The sequence below is a fragment of the Brevibacterium casei CIP 102111 genome, from assembly GCF_900169275.1.
In the GTDB taxonomy this organism is placed as follows: domain Bacteria; phylum Actinomycetota; class Actinomycetes; order Actinomycetales; family Brevibacteriaceae; genus Brevibacterium; species Brevibacterium casei.
The window spans coordinates 222,870-238,561 of sequence record NZ_FXZC01000002.1 but is presented as its reverse complement, the minus strand read 5'-3'; the positions used below and the strand labels follow the sequence as shown (position 1 = coordinate 238,561).

Annotated in this window: 14 protein-coding genes and 4 tRNA genes; 2 read left to right on the top strand and 16 right to left on the bottom strand. The window is 66.6% G+C overall.

Features of this window, described 5'->3' with window-relative positions:
- Nucleotides 1–5 precede the first annotated feature (5 nt).
- From yajC to BC102111_RS17715, 4 genes are all read right to left on the bottom strand, one after another.
- Complete coding sequence (yajC, locus tag BC102111_RS04715) at nt 6–629, bottom strand: preprotein translocase subunit YajC (protein WP_232252586.1); 624 nt, start codon at nt 627–629, stop codon at nt 6–8.
- An 81-nt stretch (nt 630–710) separates the two neighbouring features.
- Nucleotides 711–1,754: a Holliday junction branch migration DNA helicase RuvB gene (ruvB, locus tag BC102111_RS04710; RefSeq protein ID WP_101623730.1), complete on the bottom strand. Its 1,044-nt coding sequence runs from the start codon at nt 1,752–1,754 to the stop codon at nt 711–713.
- Between the two features lie 41 nt (nt 1,755–1,795).
- Nucleotides 1,796–2,392: a Holliday junction branch migration protein RuvA gene (ruvA, locus tag BC102111_RS04705; RefSeq protein ID WP_101623729.1), complete on the bottom strand. Its 597-nt coding sequence runs from the start codon at nt 2,390–2,392 to the stop codon at nt 1,796–1,798.
- Between the two features lie 93 nt (nt 2,393–2,485).
- Complete coding sequence (locus BC102111_RS17715; protein ID WP_180960574.1) at nt 2,486–4,369, bottom strand: HNH endonuclease signature motif containing protein; 1,884 nt, start codon at nt 4,367–4,369, stop codon at nt 2,486–2,488.
- Here BC102111_RS17715 and BC102111_RS17710 point away from each other — a divergent pair.
- Nucleotides 4,325–4,951, top strand: a complete 627-nt coding sequence (locus tag BC102111_RS17710; RefSeq protein ID WP_176472421.1) for a hypothetical protein — start codon at nt 4,325–4,327, stop codon at nt 4,949–4,951. The two genes, BC102111_RS17715 and BC102111_RS17710, sit on opposite strands and share 45 nt — an antisense overlap.
- Nucleotides 4,952–5,160: 209 nt before the next feature.
- Here BC102111_RS17710 and ruvC read toward each other — a convergent pair whose 3' ends face one another.
- From ruvC to BC102111_RS04640, 12 genes are all read right to left on the bottom strand, one after another.
- Entirely contained in the window at nt 5,161–5,757 is a 597-nt protein-coding gene (gene ruvC / locus BC102111_RS04695; RefSeq protein WP_009377127.1) for a crossover junction endodeoxyribonuclease RuvC, read from the bottom strand.
- Nucleotides 5,757–6,509 (bottom strand): YebC/PmpR family DNA-binding transcriptional regulator, encoded by a 753-nt coding sequence (locus BC102111_RS04690; protein WP_095375512.1) that lies wholly within the window; start codon nt 6,507–6,509, stop codon nt 5,757–5,759. Before BC102111_RS04690 ends, ruvC begins: the two co-directional genes overlap by 1 nt.
- A gap of 278 nt (nt 6,510–6,787) precedes the next feature.
- Nucleotides 6,788–7,267, bottom strand: coding sequence for an NUDIX hydrolase (locus tag BC102111_RS04685; RefSeq protein WP_040341488.1), 480 nt, complete (start codon nt 7,265–7,267; stop codon nt 6,788–6,790).
- On the bottom strand, nt 7,254–7,874 hold the full coding sequence (gene pgsA / locus BC102111_RS04680; RefSeq protein WP_009377124.1) for a phosphatidylinositol phosphate synthase: 621 nt from the start codon (nt 7,872–7,874) through the stop codon (nt 7,254–7,256). Before pgsA ends, BC102111_RS04685 begins: the two co-directional genes overlap by 14 nt.
- Before the next feature lie 4 nt (nt 7,875–7,878).
- The gene (locus BC102111_RS04675) at nt 7,879–10,137 is read right to left on the bottom strand and encodes an alpha/beta hydrolase family protein (protein ID WP_101623728.1); all 2,259 of its coding nucleotides are present in this window, start codon (nt 10,135–10,137) and stop codon (nt 7,879–7,881) included.
- Nucleotides 10,134–10,748 carry an HIT family protein gene (locus BC102111_RS04670; RefSeq protein WP_101623727.1) on the bottom strand — a complete coding sequence of 205 codons (615 nt, stop codon included), beginning with the start codon at nt 10,746–10,748 and terminating at the stop codon, nt 10,134–10,136. The genes BC102111_RS04675 and BC102111_RS04670 overlap by 4 nt, the downstream gene beginning before the upstream one ends.
- A complete protein-coding gene (gene thrS, locus BC102111_RS04665; protein WP_009377121.1) occupies nt 10,745–12,751 on the bottom strand; it encodes a threonine--tRNA ligase in 2,007 nt (668 codons plus the stop codon). The genes BC102111_RS04670 and thrS overlap by 4 nt, the downstream gene beginning before the upstream one ends.
- 194 nt (nt 12,752–12,945) lie before the next feature.
- Nucleotides 12,946–14,325: a DUF4190 domain-containing protein gene (locus BC102111_RS04660; protein ID WP_101623726.1), complete on the bottom strand. Its 1,380-nt coding sequence runs from the start codon at nt 14,323–14,325 to the stop codon at nt 12,946–12,948.
- A gap of 344 nt (nt 14,326–14,669) precedes the next feature.
- Nucleotides 14,670–14,741, bottom strand: a tRNA-Val gene (locus BC102111_RS04655).
- A 38-nt stretch (nt 14,742–14,779) separates the two neighbouring features.
- Nucleotides 14,780–14,851, bottom strand: a tRNA-Val gene (locus BC102111_RS04650).
- Between the two features lie 34 nt (nt 14,852–14,885).
- A tRNA-Cys gene (locus BC102111_RS04645) sits at nt 14,886–14,956 on the bottom strand.
- Nucleotides 14,957–14,982: 26 nt separating this feature from the next.
- Nucleotides 14,983–15,055, bottom strand: a tRNA-Gly gene (locus BC102111_RS04640).
- A 134-nt stretch (nt 15,056–15,189) separates the two neighbouring features.
- Here BC102111_RS04640 and BC102111_RS04635 point away from each other — a divergent pair.
- Nucleotides 15,190–15,669, top strand: coding sequence for a PGPGW domain-containing protein (locus tag BC102111_RS04635; protein ID WP_223289878.1), 480 nt, complete (start codon nt 15,190–15,192; stop codon nt 15,667–15,669).
- Nucleotides 15,670–15,692: the final 23 nt, after the last annotated feature.

Sequence of the window (15,692 nt, the reverse complement as noted above, 5' to 3'; positions counted from 1 at the left end):
GGGTGTCAGTTCTTCTTGTCGTCGGAGTCCGGCGTGCTTCCGGGCTTCTTCGACGAGTCCCCTGCTGTCGAGTCGTCCTCGAGGCCGTCGAGGGCCTTCTTGTCGGTGGTGCCGCCGGTCGTGTCGGCATCGATCGTGTCGGCGGTGTCGGTCTTCCGCGCTTCCTCGGCCCGACGGGCCTCGGCGGTGTTCGCATCGGCGTCGGCCTTGGCGATCGCGTCGATGTCGTCGGCCTGCGCGGTCGTCGCCGCGTCGGCGTCCCCATTGCCCTCGGCGCGCTTGCGCTCGTTCATCGCGTCGAGTTCGGCATCGGTGATCGCCGGGGTCTCAGCGGCGTCGTCAGTGGTGCCGTCGGCGATGGGCGCGACATCGGTCTCGGGGTTCTCGATCTGGCCGATCGCCTGGCGGTGGACCTTGAGGATGGTGCCGGGGCCCGATTCGATGGTGACCTGGTTGTCCTCGTCGTTGATCGAGAGCACGGTGCCGAAGACGCCGAACGTCGTCATCACCTTCGCCCCGGGAACCAGACCGGCCTTGATCTGCTCCGCTCGCGCCTTCTGCTTACGCCGAGAGTTGAACAGGAAGAAAATCAGCAGCGCGGCAAGCGCGAGAGGGATGAGCAAATCCACAGGTATCAACCTTCCATAAGAACGGACCAGTGCACTAGCTTAGTTCGAACTGCGCACTCAAGGCGAACCGGTGGCCCCGGTTCAGAACTCATAGTTTGCTGGGACGTGGAGGCCCAAGTGCCTCCACGCCGCCGAGGTGGCGACGCGTCCGCGCGGAGTGCGGCTGATGAGTCCCTCCCGCACGAGGTAGGGTTCAGAGACCGTCTCGACCGTGTCGGCCTCCTCGCCGACGGAGACCGAGAGGGTGCCGAGGCCGACGGGGCCCCCGCCGAAGCGCCGGCAGAGCACGTCGAGCACGGACCGGTCGAGGCGGTCGAGGCCGAGTTCGTCGACTTCGTACACGGTGAGCGCATTGAGGGCCGCCGCCTCGTCGATGACGCCGGAGCCGCGGACCTGCGCCCAGTCGCGGACGCGCCGGAGCAGGCGGTTGGCGATGCGCGGGGTGCCGCGCGAACGGGTGGAGATCTCCTCGAGACCACGCACCTGAGCATCGATGCCGAGCATGCGGGCCGAGCGTTTGAGCACGGTGAGCAGGTCTGCGCTCGAGTAGAAGTCGAGGTGGCCGGTGAAGCCGAACCGGTCGCGCAGGGGTGCGGGGAGGAGGCCCGAGCGCGTGGTCGCCCCGACGAGGGTGAAGGGCGGAAGGTCGAGCGGGATCGCCGTGGCACCAGGCCCCTTGCCGACGATGACGTCGACGCGGAAGTCCTCCATCGCGACGTAGAGCATCTCCTCGGCGGCCCTGGCCATGCGATGGATCTCGTCGATGAAGAGGACTTCGCCCTCTTCGAGGGAGGAGAGGATGGCGGCGAGGTCGCCGGCGTGCTGGACTGCCGGGCCCGAGGTCACCCGCAGGCTCGCCTGCATCTCATGGGCGATGATCATCGCCAGCGTCGTCTTGCCGAGTCCGGGCGGCCCGGAGAGCAGGACGTGGTCGGGAGTCCTGCTGCGTGCCTTGGCGGCGTCGAGGACGAGGGAGAGCTGTTCGCGGACCTGGGGCTGTCCGATGAAGTCCTGGAGTCCCTTCGGCCGGAGCGCGGCTTCGGCGTCGCGCTCGGCCGCTTCGGCGGTGCCGGAGACGAGGCGGTCCTGCTCGGCCCCGGTGAGTCGCTGGTCGCCGAAGTCCATTTCGTAGGAGTCGGGTTCGCGCGACAGAGATTCTCGTCCGGTCATTTCCTCGCACCCAGGACTTTGAGGGAGGCCTTGAGGAGTGTCGAGGTGCCGGCGTCAGGACCGAGCTCGCTGACGACGTCCTGCACCGCGTCGGCGGCCTGGGGTTCCTTCCACCCGAGGCCGACGAGGGCGTCGACGACCTGCTGGTTGACTCCCCCGAAGGACAGCGCGGGCGCGGAGGCCGTCGCGGCGAACTTCGGCAGCTTGTTCTCGAGTTCGAGGATGATGCGCGAGGCACCCTTCTTCCCGATACCCGGCACGCGGGTGAGCGCAGTCGCATCCTGTCCGGAGATGGCGGCGGCGAGCTCGTCGGGGCCCATGACCGAGAGGATGGCCATAGCCAAGCGCGGACCGATGCCGGAGATGGTGAGGAGGACTTCGAAGGTGTGGTTCTCGTCCTCGGTGCCGAACCCGAAGAGGGTCATCGAATCCTCGCGGACGACGAGTGTGGTGACGAGCTCGATCTCGGCGCCATGGCGAGTCCCCGCGAGGGTGTCCGGTGTCACGTGCACTTTGCGTCCGACTCCATAGGTGAGGACGACGAGGTGGTCAGCTGCGATGCGATGAACCGTACCGCTGAGGAAACTGATCACGGACAGCCTTTCGGGTGGGAACACTTGTACGAATCCAGGTTAACAGGAACCCGTGACCCAACTTATCCGACATGCCCGGGCGGAGTCCGCCGTTCACCCACCGCCACCGAAGCCACCAGCGTCGCTTTCGGGTTCACTCCCGGGCGCCGGCCCACTGCTCCCTGGAGGCTCACCGTCATGTGGAGGCCCACTCGTCCCCGGAGGTTCGTCAAAGAGGGTTTCGGCGGCCTCGCGGGCGATGAAGCGGGAGTGGAGGATCGGTCTGCGTTCGACATCGATCGAGGCGGGCGGAATCCACGCGGGTCTGCCGTCAAAGAGCATGTAGGCATACCAGTCCGATTTGTCGATGAGGTGGTGATGCATTCCGCACGCCAAGGTGAGGTTGTTGAGTTCGGTCTTCCCGCCCATCGCCCAGGGGACGATGTGGTGCGCATCGCACCACCCCGGAGGTGTCTCGCACCCGGGGAACGTGCATCCCTGGTCGCGTGAGGCGAGGATGGCGAGCTGCTTCGCCGTCGCATGCCGATTCTCGGTGGCGAGAGACAGGGATTTCGCCTTGTCGCTCATGAGGTGAAAGAACACCGAGCCGTTGAGTCCCTCGTCGACAGCGAGGTCGATGGGAAACTCCGCTTCGGCTCCGGTGGCCGCTCGGCCCTTCTTCTCCGCAAGGTGCTCGGCCGTCGCGTTGACGACGAGGGCGAACGGTGCGCCCTTGCCCACTCGGTCCATCTCGATCCGGGAGATCATGGTGGCGAACCGTTCGTAGATGAGGTTCTTCACCGATCCCTGAACGTCAGAGGTGTCGACGAAGGCTCCGTCTTCTCGCACGCCCCAACCACGGCTGGTGCCGCAGTCGGTCGCGCCCGGAGTCAGGTCGGTGGGGACGCGCGCATCCGAGACGTCGCCGGAGAGGACGCTGGAAAACAGGTCGACGATCTCCTGGTCGTCGGCACTGTGCGGCTGCCCGGTGATCGGGTCGAGATCGCCGGCACGACCAGCCGGACTGCCGCCGACAAGGCCCTCAGCGCTTGCGGGAACGGCCTCAGCACCACTGGTGCCGTCAGCGCCGCTGGTGCCGTCAGCGCCAGTACCGACAGCGCCGGCACCTGCCGCACCGCTGCCTGCGTCGCCGTTCTCGACAGTTCCGTCTCCGACACTGCCGGTGGTCGCAGGGTCGTCGGCTTTGATCCGCGAGGTCAGCCAGCCCTGGAGGATGCCGCCGGAGATCGGGTCGAGCAGTCCGGACAGGTCCCAGTCGCCGTCTCGTCGCTGGCGAACATTCACCCGATACTTCGAGCGATCATGCGAGTCCGGGGGCTCCTCACCGTCGGGATCGAGACGATCAAGCATCTCGGCGAAGATCCGTTTGAGGTCGGACACCCGCACGCTCGGTGCGCGCGAGACGAGCTTCTCCTCGACCCTGCTGCGCACATCGGAGGAGATCCAGAACGGTACGGCGTCCATGCATTCGCCGATGACCGCTGCCTGACTCGAGGAGAGCCGGCCGGATCGCAGGCCCTCGGCCACGACAGGGTACTTGGGTGGTCGTGACTGGCCGGTGACATCGACTCGGTTCCCGAGGTTCTTGGCCAGTTCCGTGCGCCGGTGAGCTTCTCTGCCACTGAGCTTGAGCTTGTCCTGCACAAGTGACTTGGTGGTCTTCGCGCCGTAGTCCTTGGGAGTGCCGGTCCGTTCGAACACCGAGAGGGTGACGGCGGAGAGCAGGTCGACGATGCGACTGAGTGCTTCGAGGCCCTGCATCACGGTGACAGCCTCGTCGGGTCCCATCGGACGTTGGAAGGTCTGCAGCTGTGTGGCGAGCTCGGTGAGAGCAGTGAGGCTCCCCGTGACCTCCGGCACCGACGACTGCATGTCGGCCCACTGCTCGCTGCTGAGCATCGGGTGCGGGGAGTCGGGAATCGAGGTGTCACGGTGCTCGTCGACGGCAGCCTGGAACGGGTTCGCGATATCGGACACGCACGGCCGATCCACTGCATCCGAGCCCACATCGGTCAGCTTGTCTTCTCCGCTCCGACCGGTCCCTCCCCCTGCGATGCCATCGTCTCGAACGCCGTCGTCCGAGCGATGGGATCCATCCGAGCGCAGGGACCGTTTCGCAGCCGCGCGCTTCGAGGACTGTTTCCCTGTATCGGACCGCGCATCATCGGACCGCACTTCGCGCGACTGACGCCCAGCAGCCCCGCAATCGTCGGAAACGACTCGGCCCTTGTCTGTCTGCGGACGGGGTTCATCGAGCTTGCCGAAATCCTGGGGTGCGACCGGAGCGATCTCACCGAAGCGATCGGCGAGTTCGTGTCCGCCGAGATCCATACCGGCGTCTCTGAGCTGATCGAACAGCGACTGCGGCTGGCTTCCGCCCGCTCGTCCACCCGCGCTGCCGCCCGACGATTCGTCTCGGGTCCACGGGAGCGGCTGTCCGGCCGCGCGCCTTCCTTTTCCGTCGGAGCCTCTGCTCCGACGGCTCGGCGTGCGATCCGGTGTCAGCGTCATGATCTCAGTGATTCGTCCATCAACATCTTCGTTGTGTCGTTGTCCTGATTCTACGCCTATTCACTTCATTGTGTCTATAGTTTCGTTCGAATCTTTCGAAGTTATTTCTACGTGTTTCGCCGATGTTCTAATCGCATAGACGGCACACCGCTGACCTGCACAGACGCGCGGTGTACCACGGTGATTACGTCCTCAGGACACTCTCACCCCGCTGAAGAAGCGCGCCCACAGCCTTCACTTCGCGTCCCCCAGAACCTTCACTTCGCGTCGCGCAGGGCTCTCGCCCACTGCTCCTGGGCCTTCGTCAGCCCACTCCCCTGCCGGCCGCCGCCCTTGCGCTCGGTGAGGTCCTTGTTCGCACCCGGAGTCGACTGCGCGCTCAGCGCCCCTCTCCATGAGTGGCAGATGGCGATCGCCAGTGCGTCGGCGGCATCCGCGGGCTTGGGCGGAGCGTCGAGGCCGAGGATGCGGGTGACCATGTTCGTCACCTGTTTCTTGTCGGCTCGGCCGGAGCCGGTGATCGAGGCCTTGACCTCGGACGGGGTGTGCATCGCCACGGGGATCCCGCGGCGCGCGGCGAGACCCATCGTCAGCCCCGAGACCTGGGCGGTGCCCATGATCGTCGAGACGTCATTGCGCGCGAACACCCGCTCAATCGCCACCACATCGGGACGGTGCACATCGAGCCAGGTGTCGAACGCCTCGGCGAGGCTCCCCAGCCTCAGGTCCACGGAATCCGCGGACGGGGTGCGGACGACGTCGACGGCGACCATGGCGACCCGACGGGCCGACAGGGTGTCGATGACGCCGAGCCCGCACCGCGTGAGGCCGGGGTCCACGCCGAGGATGCGCATCAGGCGTCGAGTTCTGCGAGGACCTCGTCGCTGACGTCGGCGTTCGAGTAGACGTTCTGGACCTCATCGCTGTCCTCGAGGGCATCGATGAGCTTGAACACCTTGGCTGCGGTCGCAGCGTCGAGGCTGACCTTGAGTCCGGGCACGAACGACGCCTCGGCGGAGTCGTAGTCGATGCCTGCGTCGACGAGTGCGGTGCGCACGGCCACGAGGTCGGTCGCCTCGGAGATGACCTCGAAGGTCTCGCCTTCGTCGTTGACCTCTTCGGCCCCGGCTTCAAGGGTCGCTTCGACGATGGCGTCCTCGTCGGTGCCCTCGGCCGGGACGACGATGACGCCCTTGCGGTTGAAGTTGTACGACACCGAGCCGGGGTCGGCCATGGAACCGCCGTTGCGGGTCACGGCGACCCGGACTTCGGAGGCCGCACGGTTGCGGTTGTCGGTGAGGCACTCGATGAGCAGCGCCACGCCGCCGGCCGCGTAGCCTTCGTACATGATCGTCTCGTAGTTGACCGCTTCGCCGTCGAGGCCGCCGCCGCGCTTGACCGCGCGGTTGATGTTATCGGCCGGGACGGAGTTCTTCTTCGCCTTCTGGATCGCGTCGAAAAGGGTCGGGTTGCCATCGGGATCAGGTCCACCGTTGCGTGCGGCAACCTCGATGTTCTTGATCAGCTTGGCAAAGAGCTTGCCGCGCTTGGCATCGATGGCAGCTTTCTTGTGCTTAGTCGTTGCCCATTTGGAATGACCTGACACTGGTGTTCCTTCCTATAGATACAGCCCTACGATTCTATACGCTCGCGACCCTCCGCCCCGAAAGCGCGCCGGAGGACGGGATGAGGGGCACTCCGCCGAGGCGATCGTCGGTCCCAGCCTTCCCCGTTCGTCGGTCCCAGCCTTCCCCCGCCGAGGCTGTTCGTCGTCCCAGCCGACCCCGCCGGTTCTCCCCTGCGACGGTGAGCCGATCCCGGCGGAACCGCCGATCGAGCGGAACCGGCTGCCGAGGCGTCCGCCGGCCGACTGCCCGCAGACAATCAGTCGATGACGAGCGGGACGTCGGGGACGGCTCCCCGGGAGGCGAGCTCCATGAGGCTGAGCAGGTTCCTCGGGTAGATCGTCTCGGTCGTCTCGAGCAGCTCTTCGCGGCTCCACCAGCGGAACTCGAGGAGACTGCGCTTCTCGATGTCCGTCCACACGGCGTCTTCGAGTTCGATGTCCTCGGTCGTCCGGTAGGCGAAGTAGGTCTCGAGCTGCCGCAGCTCCTTCTCCGTGAAGTGGAAGACCTCGTCGCGGATGGCGAGCGGACCGATGAGGTCGCCGGGCTCGCATTCGATGCCTGTCTCCTCGGCGAGTTCCCGCGCCGCCGTCTGCGCCGGGGTCTCGCCCATCTCCGAACCGCCGCCGCACGTCATCCACCACTGGTGGGACGGTGTGAGCAGGTCCTGGGCCCTGATGAGGAGAACCTCGTCGCGCTCATTGAGCAGTACGACCCGCGAAGCTTTACGAGGTTTCATGGTTCTCCAGGAGTTGACGGCGGACAGACGAAATTCTTTGCAGGATAGTGATGCAGCAGGCGATCATCAAGACGCCCAGGGCGACCGTCAGAACGATATCGGGTAGTCCCATTCCGACCAAGCCGGTGACGACGAGTGTGACCAACAACCGATCGGCGCGCTCGGCGATCCCACCCGCGGCGTGGACGCCGAGTCCCTCCGCGCGCGCCCGGACGTAGGAGACGAGCGAACCGGTGACGAGACAGCCGAGGGCGAGCAGCGCGGTGAGCGGGTCGGAGGCGCCGAGGAAGAACCACAGGGCGAGCCCGATGAAGACCGCGGAATCAGCGATCCGGTCGAGCGTCGAGTCGAGGAAGGCCCCCCAGAGGCTGTTGCGCCCGGTCTCCCGGGCCATGATCCCGTCGAGCATGTCGCAGAAGACGAAGACCGTGATGACGATCGTCCCCCAGAGCAGTTGCCCGAGCGGGTAGAACACCAGGGCACCCGCGCACACCCCGATCGTCCCGATGTACGTCACGGCATCGGGTGTCAGTCCCAGGCGCAGGAGGAGCCTCGCCAGGGGACGGAAGAGACGGGTGAATGCCGCGCGGGCAATGGTGTTGAGCATCGGGTCAGCGAACCACCGCGGTCGTCAGGGGACGGTCATCGGTCGCCGACTCCGCCGGTCGCCCGCCGAGGTGGGTGTCCCACCAGTCGATGATCGCGTCGAAGCGCTGCCGCCGATGGCGCGGCTGCCCCGACCGGGAGAGTTCGTGGTTCTCGCCGGGGAAGATGAGCAGCTCGGTCTCCACACCGGCCCGCTGCAGGGCGGCATAGTACTGCTGAGCCTGCTCGAGCGGGCACCGGAAGTCGAGTTCGGAATGCATCACGAGTGCCGGGGTGCGCACCTGACCGGCATGGGCGAGCGGCGACTGCCGTTCGATCGCGGCGGCGTCCCGGCTCGTGTACTCCTCCGAGAAGAAGCGTCCGATGTCCGAGGTGCCGACGAAGCTGCGCGGGTCGAGGTAGCCGCGTTCGACGATCGCGGCTCGGAACCGGTGGTCGGCGGCGATCGTCATCGCGGTGAGGTATCCGCCGTACGATCCGCCCTGCACGCCGAGGCGGTCCCCGTCGAGGTCCGAATCGAGCGCGAGCGCATGCTCGAGGACGGCAAGGACGTCGGCCATCGCCGGCTCCGCCATGTTCCCCTGCACTGCCGTGCCCCATGTGCGGGTGCGTCCGCCTGAACCGCGAGGGTTCGCGTACACGACCGCATACCCCGCCGAGGTGAGCACCTGGGTCTCGTCGAACCATCCGTGCGTGTACTGGGCGAAGGGTCCGCCGTGGATGTTGAGGACGACGGGAAAGGGTCCCTGACCTGTGGGTTTGGCGAGCCATCCGGTGATCGTCCCGCCCTCGCCGTCGACCCGCAGTAGCCGCGGGAGGACGGAGTTCGCCGGTGCCGGGTGCGCGCGCAGCACGCTCGGCCCCGTCTCCCCCGCCGAGGCAGTCGCCCCGGCTGCCTCCGCCGCATCGGCGACGCCGGCGACGGCGAGCCCGGATTCAGCGGAGGACACGGCGGCGACGTCGGAGTCGTACATGTCGTCCTCACCGGCTGCGTGCGCCTCGGCGAGCGTCGAATCGGCATGGGGGTGCTCATCGTCGACGAGGTCGGCGACGGCGTTGGCGTCCATCACCCCGCCCTCGATCGCGCTGTCGCCCGCGATCTCCGTCGCCCCCGCCGTCGGGCTCGGCCCGACGGCGGCGGAGCCGTCGAGGCCGACCCGGATGAGCACGGCGGGACTCTCCGGGGTCACGGCCGTGGCGACGGCGGTTCCCCCGTCGACGGCGAAGCCGGTGACGACGCTGAGCGCATCGGTGAGGAAGCGGAGGTCGTCGAGGCCGACCGCCTCGGCGGACAGATCGATCCTCGCCAGGCGCGTCGCTCCGTCGGTGTCGACGGCGACGACGGCCGACTCCCCGACGACGATGGGAGGCAGGGAGGCGATCGCCACGGTTTCGGGGTCGGTGAGCCGGCGGGTCGTGCCCGTGCTCAGATCATGGACGAAGAGGCCGGGCATCTGACCGACGAAGTCGAGGGCGTCGCGCGTGAGGTCGGCGCCGACGAGGAGGACGCGATCGTCGTCGATCCAACGGTGCAGACTCACGCTCATCCGCGGCAGCTCGAGTGCCTCCGGTCCGTCGGAGCCGAGCAGCCACACCGTCGAGCGCAGGTCGGGTTCTCCCCGGTCAGGAGTGACGTCGGCGATGACGCTCATCCGTGCGCCGCTCGGCGAGAACTGCGGGTCGTGGACATCGGACTCGGGGGTCTGAAGCATCGTCGACAGCGGCACCTCGGCGCTGCCGGTGATGCCCGCCTTGCCGAGGCCCGGCTCGATGAGGTCGACGAGGAAGGCCCGGGCGGGACGATCCCCCACGTACCCGAGCCCGTTGGCGTGATACGCCGCTGAGGTGATCCGACGCGGTGCCTCCTCCTCGGCGGGGATGTCGTCGTCGGTGCCGTAGCGGCCGGATTCGGCGACTCGGGCGACGTAGAGGGCGCGACTGCCGGCGTCGTCGATGTCGAACTCGGTGACGCCGAGGTGGTTGTCCGTGATCCGGTGCGCCGTCGCGAGCGAGGGGCCGGCGAAGAGCTGCGGTCGCTCGGACTTCTCAGCGCTGAGATATCCGGACCAGTGCTCGCCGATGTGCGGGGCCGAGTCACGCCAGCCGTGCGTGATCCGCTGCGAGGACTCCCCACGGAAGGCGAAGAGCTGCGTGAGGTAGGTGTTCGACTCGAGGTCGGGGCGGGTGATCGCGATGATCGTGTCCTCACCGGCGACGACGGGCGTGGCGTATTCGGCGAGCGAATCGAGGTCTTCGGGGTTCATCGGTTCCATTCTCTCGACAGCGCTGCCCGGGCATCGGCGTGCACCTGCGGCAGGGCTTTCGTCTGTGCGACGACGGGCAGGAAGTTCGCGTCTCCGCTCCAGCGCGGGACGACGTGCTGGTGGAGGTGGGCGGCGATCCCGGCACCGGCGACCTCGCCCTGGTTCATGCCGAGGTTGAAGCCGTCGGGCCCGGAGACCGCCCGGATGACGCGCATCGCCTTCTGCGTGAAATGGGCGAGCTCGACCGTCTCCTCCTCGGTGAGCTCCGTATAGTCGGCGACGTGCCGGTAGGGACAGATGAGGAGATGTCCCGGGTTGTACGGGTAGAGGTTGAGCACGGCGTAGACGGACTCACCGCGAGCGACGATGAGCCCTTCCTCGTCGGACTTCTTCGGTGCCGCGCAGAACGGGCATTCGTCGACACCCGAATCCTTCGGCTTGTCCTGGCCGCCGATGTAGACCATCCGGTGCGGTGTCCACAGCCGCTGGAATCCGTCGGGCTCCCCCGGGAAGCCCGAGGCCGACTCGATGTCGGCCAGGTCCATGCCGAGGTCGGGTTCGGTCCGCTTCCCCTCGCCGAGGTGGCCGGACTGACCGTCCTCCGTGGTCATACCTGGGCCTTGGTCTCGATCGCCTCGACGATCCGCTCGATCGCCTCGGCGACGGGCACTCCGTTGTCCTGCTCACCGTCGCGGAAGCGGAAGGAGACCGCACCGGCGTCGCGGTCCTCCCCACCGGCGATGAGGACGAAGGGCACCTTCGACTTCGAGGCGTTGCGGATCTTCTTCGGGAAGCGGTCGTCGCTGTCGTCGACCTCGACGCGCACGCCTGCGGCGCGCAGCTTCTCGGCGACCTCATAGAGGTAGTCGTTGAACTCGTCGGCGACGGGGATGGCGGTGACCTGGACGGGTGAGAGCCAGACCGGGAACGCTCCGGCATAGTGTTCGGTGAGGACACCGAGGAAGCGTTCGATCGAGCCGAACTTCGCCGAGTGGATCATCACCGGCTGCTTGCGGCTGCCATCGGCGGCGACGTATTCGAGTCCGAAGCGCTCTGGCTGGTTGAAGTCGAGCTGGACGGTCGACATCTGCCACGTGCGCCCGATCGCATCCCGGGCCTGGACGGAGATCTTCGGGCCGTAGAACGCGGCTCCGCCGGGATCGGGGACGAGTTCGAGTCCGGACTCGGCAGCGACCTGCTCGAGGGTCGCGGTCGCCTCGGCCCACTGCTCGTCAGAGCCGATGAACTTGTCCTTCTTCTTCCCGTCCTCGTCGCGGGTGGAGAGTTCGAGGTAGAAGTCGTTGAGTCCGAAGTCGCGCAGGAGGCTCAAGACGAAACCGAGGAGGTGGCGGATCTCGGCGGCCGCATCCTCGATCGCGACGTAGGAGTGCGAGTCGTCCTGCGTGAGCGCCCGGACGCGGGTGAGACCGTGGACGACGCCGGAGGGTTCGTCGCGGTAGACGGTGCCGAACTCGAAGAGCCGCAGCGGCAGATCCCGGTAGGAGCGTCCGCGGGAGCGGTAGATGAGGTTGTGCATCGGGCAGTTCATCGCCTTGAGGCGGTAGGGCGTGCCCGCCTTGACGATCTCTCCCTCCTCGTCACGGACCTCGTCGACGAGCATCGACGGGAACATGTTCTCGCCGTAGTAGGGCAGGTGGCCCGAGGTGTAGTAGAGGGTCTCCTTCGAGATGTGCGGAGTCCCGACGTACTCGAAGCCCTCCTCGATGTGGCGGGCGCGGACGTAGTCCTCCATCTCGCGCTTGATGACACCGCCCTTGGGGTGGAAGACGGGCAGACCGGAGCCGAGCTCCTCGGGGAAGGAGAAGAGGTCGAGTTCGGCACCGAGCTTGCGGTGGTCACGGCGTTCGGCCTCGGCGAGGCGGTCCTGGTAGGCCTTGAGGTCGTCCTTCGAGGCCCACGCGGTGCCGTAGACGCGCTGGAGGCTCGCATTCGCCTGGTCGCCGCGCCAGTAGGCGGCAGAGGAGCGGGTGACGGCGAACCCGTTGCCGATGAGCTTCGTGTTCGGCAGGTGGGGGCCGCGGCAGAGGTCCTGCCACACGACCTCGCCCTTGCGGTCGACGTTCTCGTAGACGGTGAGTTCGCCCGCCCCGACCTCGACGGCTGCGGACTCGTCGTCGCCGGCGCCCTTGTCGCTGATGAGTTCGAGCTTGTACGGCTCGTTCGCCATGCGCTCGCGCGCCTCGTCCTCGGTGACGACGACGCGGTTGAAGGTCTGGCCCGACTTGACGATCTGCGCGGCTTTCTTCTGGATGGCCTTGAGGTCATCGGGGGTGAAGGGCTCGGCGACATCGAAGTCGAAGTAGTAGCCGTCGGTGATGTAGGGGCCGATGCCGAGCTTGGCATCGGGGAAGAGCTCCTGCACGGCCTGCGCGGTGACGTGCGCGGTCGAGTGGCGGAGGATGTCGAGACCCTCGGGGGAATCGATGAGGATCGGGGCGATGCTGTCGCCCGGGGCGAGTTCGCGACTGAGGTCGGCCGGCTCCCCATTCAGCCACATCGCCACCACCGCGCGGTCCGTGGAGAAGATCTCCGTCCCGGTCAGACCCTGTCTCCAGGGAATGCTCTCACCCGCGCAGTCGATGCTGTCTGCCACTGAATCTCTCCGATCGTTGTGCTTGTCTCACGTTGCGGCGCCGACACGCTGACGGCTTCTGCGCGCACGCCGCTCTTAGAGTCTAGTACCAAAACGGGTCTGCGAAATCAGTTGGGTGGCAGTCATATGACTGCCACCCAACTGCCCCTGCGCGACTGCGGTGGGGAACGCTCGGACTCGCTCCGGCCCGGTCGTCAGACCTTCTTGAAGTCGAAGGTCGTGCCCTTGCCGAGGTCGTCGAAGAGCAGGAGCTGGAGCTCCATCTGATCGACCTCATCGGCGGGAACGCCGTATGCAAACTCGTAGGTCTTCTCACCGCCGGCGGGGACGGGTTCGGCGAAGGCAAGGATTCCCTGGTACTTGTTGCCGTCGAAGACGTCCGAGTAGGTCGCGCCCGAGCCGTTGGAGGCCGTGACGCTGGTCAGGGACATGTCGATCTCGGAGCTCGAATTGTTCTTGATCGTCATCGTCACGATGGCGATCTCGCCGTTCGTCGACTCCGCGCCGATCGCGGTGTTGCTCGCCGTGCCGGGCGCGACGCTGACTGCAGCCGTGACGTCGGTGCCGATCTCGACTTCTCCGCCCTCGACCGGTGCGGCCTCCGCCGTCTCCTCGGTCGCCGGCGACTCGGCACCGGGATCGGTCGGGTCGATAGGCGCACCGTAGGAGGTGGGTGCCTCCGACATCTCGTCGACGGCCTTGCCGAGCATGCCGATGCCGATGATCGTGGCGATGATGACGATGATCGAGATGAGGATCGAGACGAAGCCGAGGATGAGACCGGTGATGGTCACGCCCTTGTTGCTCGCCAGGCCCTTCTTGATCGCCGAGAGGCCGATGAAGCCGAAGACGACGGCGGCGATGCCGAAGATCAGGCCGATGCCGAAGACGAAGGCGAGGACGACGCCGATGATGCCGCCGATGAGGGCGAGGATGCCCCAGATGTTCTTCGAGGTGCTGCCGCCGGATCCCGAGGAGTAGTTCCCGTAGGAGGCGTTCGGGTTCGCAGGCGTGAACTGGTCTCCCCCGCCGCCGGCTGCAGCGTAGGCCGGCTGCTGGCCGTACTGGTTGGAGTCGTAGCTCTGACCGTAGTTCTGATTCTGGTCGTAGCCCTGGGCGTTCTGGTCATAGCCCTGGCCGTAGTTCTGGTCGTAGCCGCCCTGAGAACCCTGGGCGTTCTGGTCGTAGCTCTGACCGTAGCCCTGACTCTGGCCGTAGCCTCCCTGGGAGCCGCCGTACTGACCGTCCTGACCGTACTGGGACTGAGAGCCGTAGTTCGGAGCCTGGTTGTCCGAGCCGTAGCTCGGCGCCTGGTCACCAGAGCCATAGCTCGGTGCCTGGTCGTCCGAGCCGTATGACTGCGTCGGCTGGTCGGACCCGTACGACGGCGCACGGTCACCCGAATCGTACGAACGGGTCGGCTCGTTCGATCCGTACTGGGGGGCCTGGCTGTTCGAACCGTACTCGCTGCCGTTCTCGTCTGCTGAACGGCTCTGATCGTTCGCGGAATTCTCGCCGGTGTTCTCGTTGTCCGAACGGCGGTTCGGATCGTACGGATTCTGCGGGGTAGACATATGTGCTCCGAGTCCTTGTGTGGGCTGTGCTCTGACTAGCGTACAAGCATAAGAGTAGCCTCAACATGCACTGTGCGTGGCAGAACTGCCACACATGTCGCCTTTTCCGTCGGCGCGTCGTGAACGGCGACAATGCTGCCGCTCAGCCGTCGACCCGGCCGACGAAGGAGAAGGCGCCGCGTGGCTGCCTTCGACCCGGGAGGCGGGTGAGAAGACGCCGGCGCCGAGGGGCTTCAGCTGCTGCACTGCTGGGACCGCGGGGGACCGCGAGAGCGCGGACCCCGAGGAGTTGAGCACTGGCGTGAATGCACGAAACCCCAGGTCAGAGCCTGGGGTTTCTTCTGTGCGCGATACTGGGATCGAACCAGTGACCTCTTCCGTGTCAGGGAAGCGCGCTACCGCTGCGCCAATCGCGCTCTATTCATTTGTTGCACCGGAACCGTGAAGGCCCCTGTGCGCGATACTGGGATCGAACCAGTGACCTCTTCCGTGTGAAGGAAGCGCGCTACCGCTGCGCCAATCGCGCTAACTCACCGACAGACGAGCTGTCGGAGAATCCGAGGTGGCGACGGGATTCGAACCCGTGTATACGGCTTTGCAGGCCGCTGCCTCGCCTCTCGGCCACGCCACCGCCAAGGCAGTGCCATGACGCCTCCGAGCGGATGACGGGACTCGAACCCGCGACCCTCACCTTGGCAAGGTGATGCTCTACCAACTGAGCCACATCCGCGTTTCGCTGCCCGGTTTCCCTGGCAACGAGATATAACTCTATACGCAGCCGGGCACGGACGCAAAATCCAAACGCGGTGATCGTCGTCACAGATCCGAATCAAGCTTTCAGACTCCTCGGGTTGAATGGCTGACGTGGATGAGCGACCCCCTGACAAGCGGCCAGCGGGCTGGCTGTCGCGCCATCACAAGCACGGCCGGCCCTCCTGGCGTCGGTTCCGTCTGGGGTTCCTGCGCTGGCGGATGAGCGTGACCGCGAACCCGCACGCGGCCCGGCTCTACAGGTTCATCGTCGGCGGAGTCGGCTCGCTCATCGTCGTCATCGGGCTCATCCTCGTCCCCCTGCCCGGCCCCGGGTGGCTCATCGTCATCATCGGCCTCTTCGTCATCTCGACCGAGTTCCACTGGGCCAGACACCTGCTCCACTTCGTCCGCGTGCGCGTCGAGGCGTGGACGCACTGGATCATGCGCCAGCCGCTGTGGGTGCGCTGGGCGGTCGGCGCTCTCACCGCGGCCTTCGTCGCCTGCGTCGTCTGGCTGGTGCTGCGCCTCATCGGCATCCCCGACTGGGTGCCCCACTTCGGCGGGGTCTTCGAGGCCCTCGACCTCCGCTGAGGGAGGAATCCAGACACGGCCGT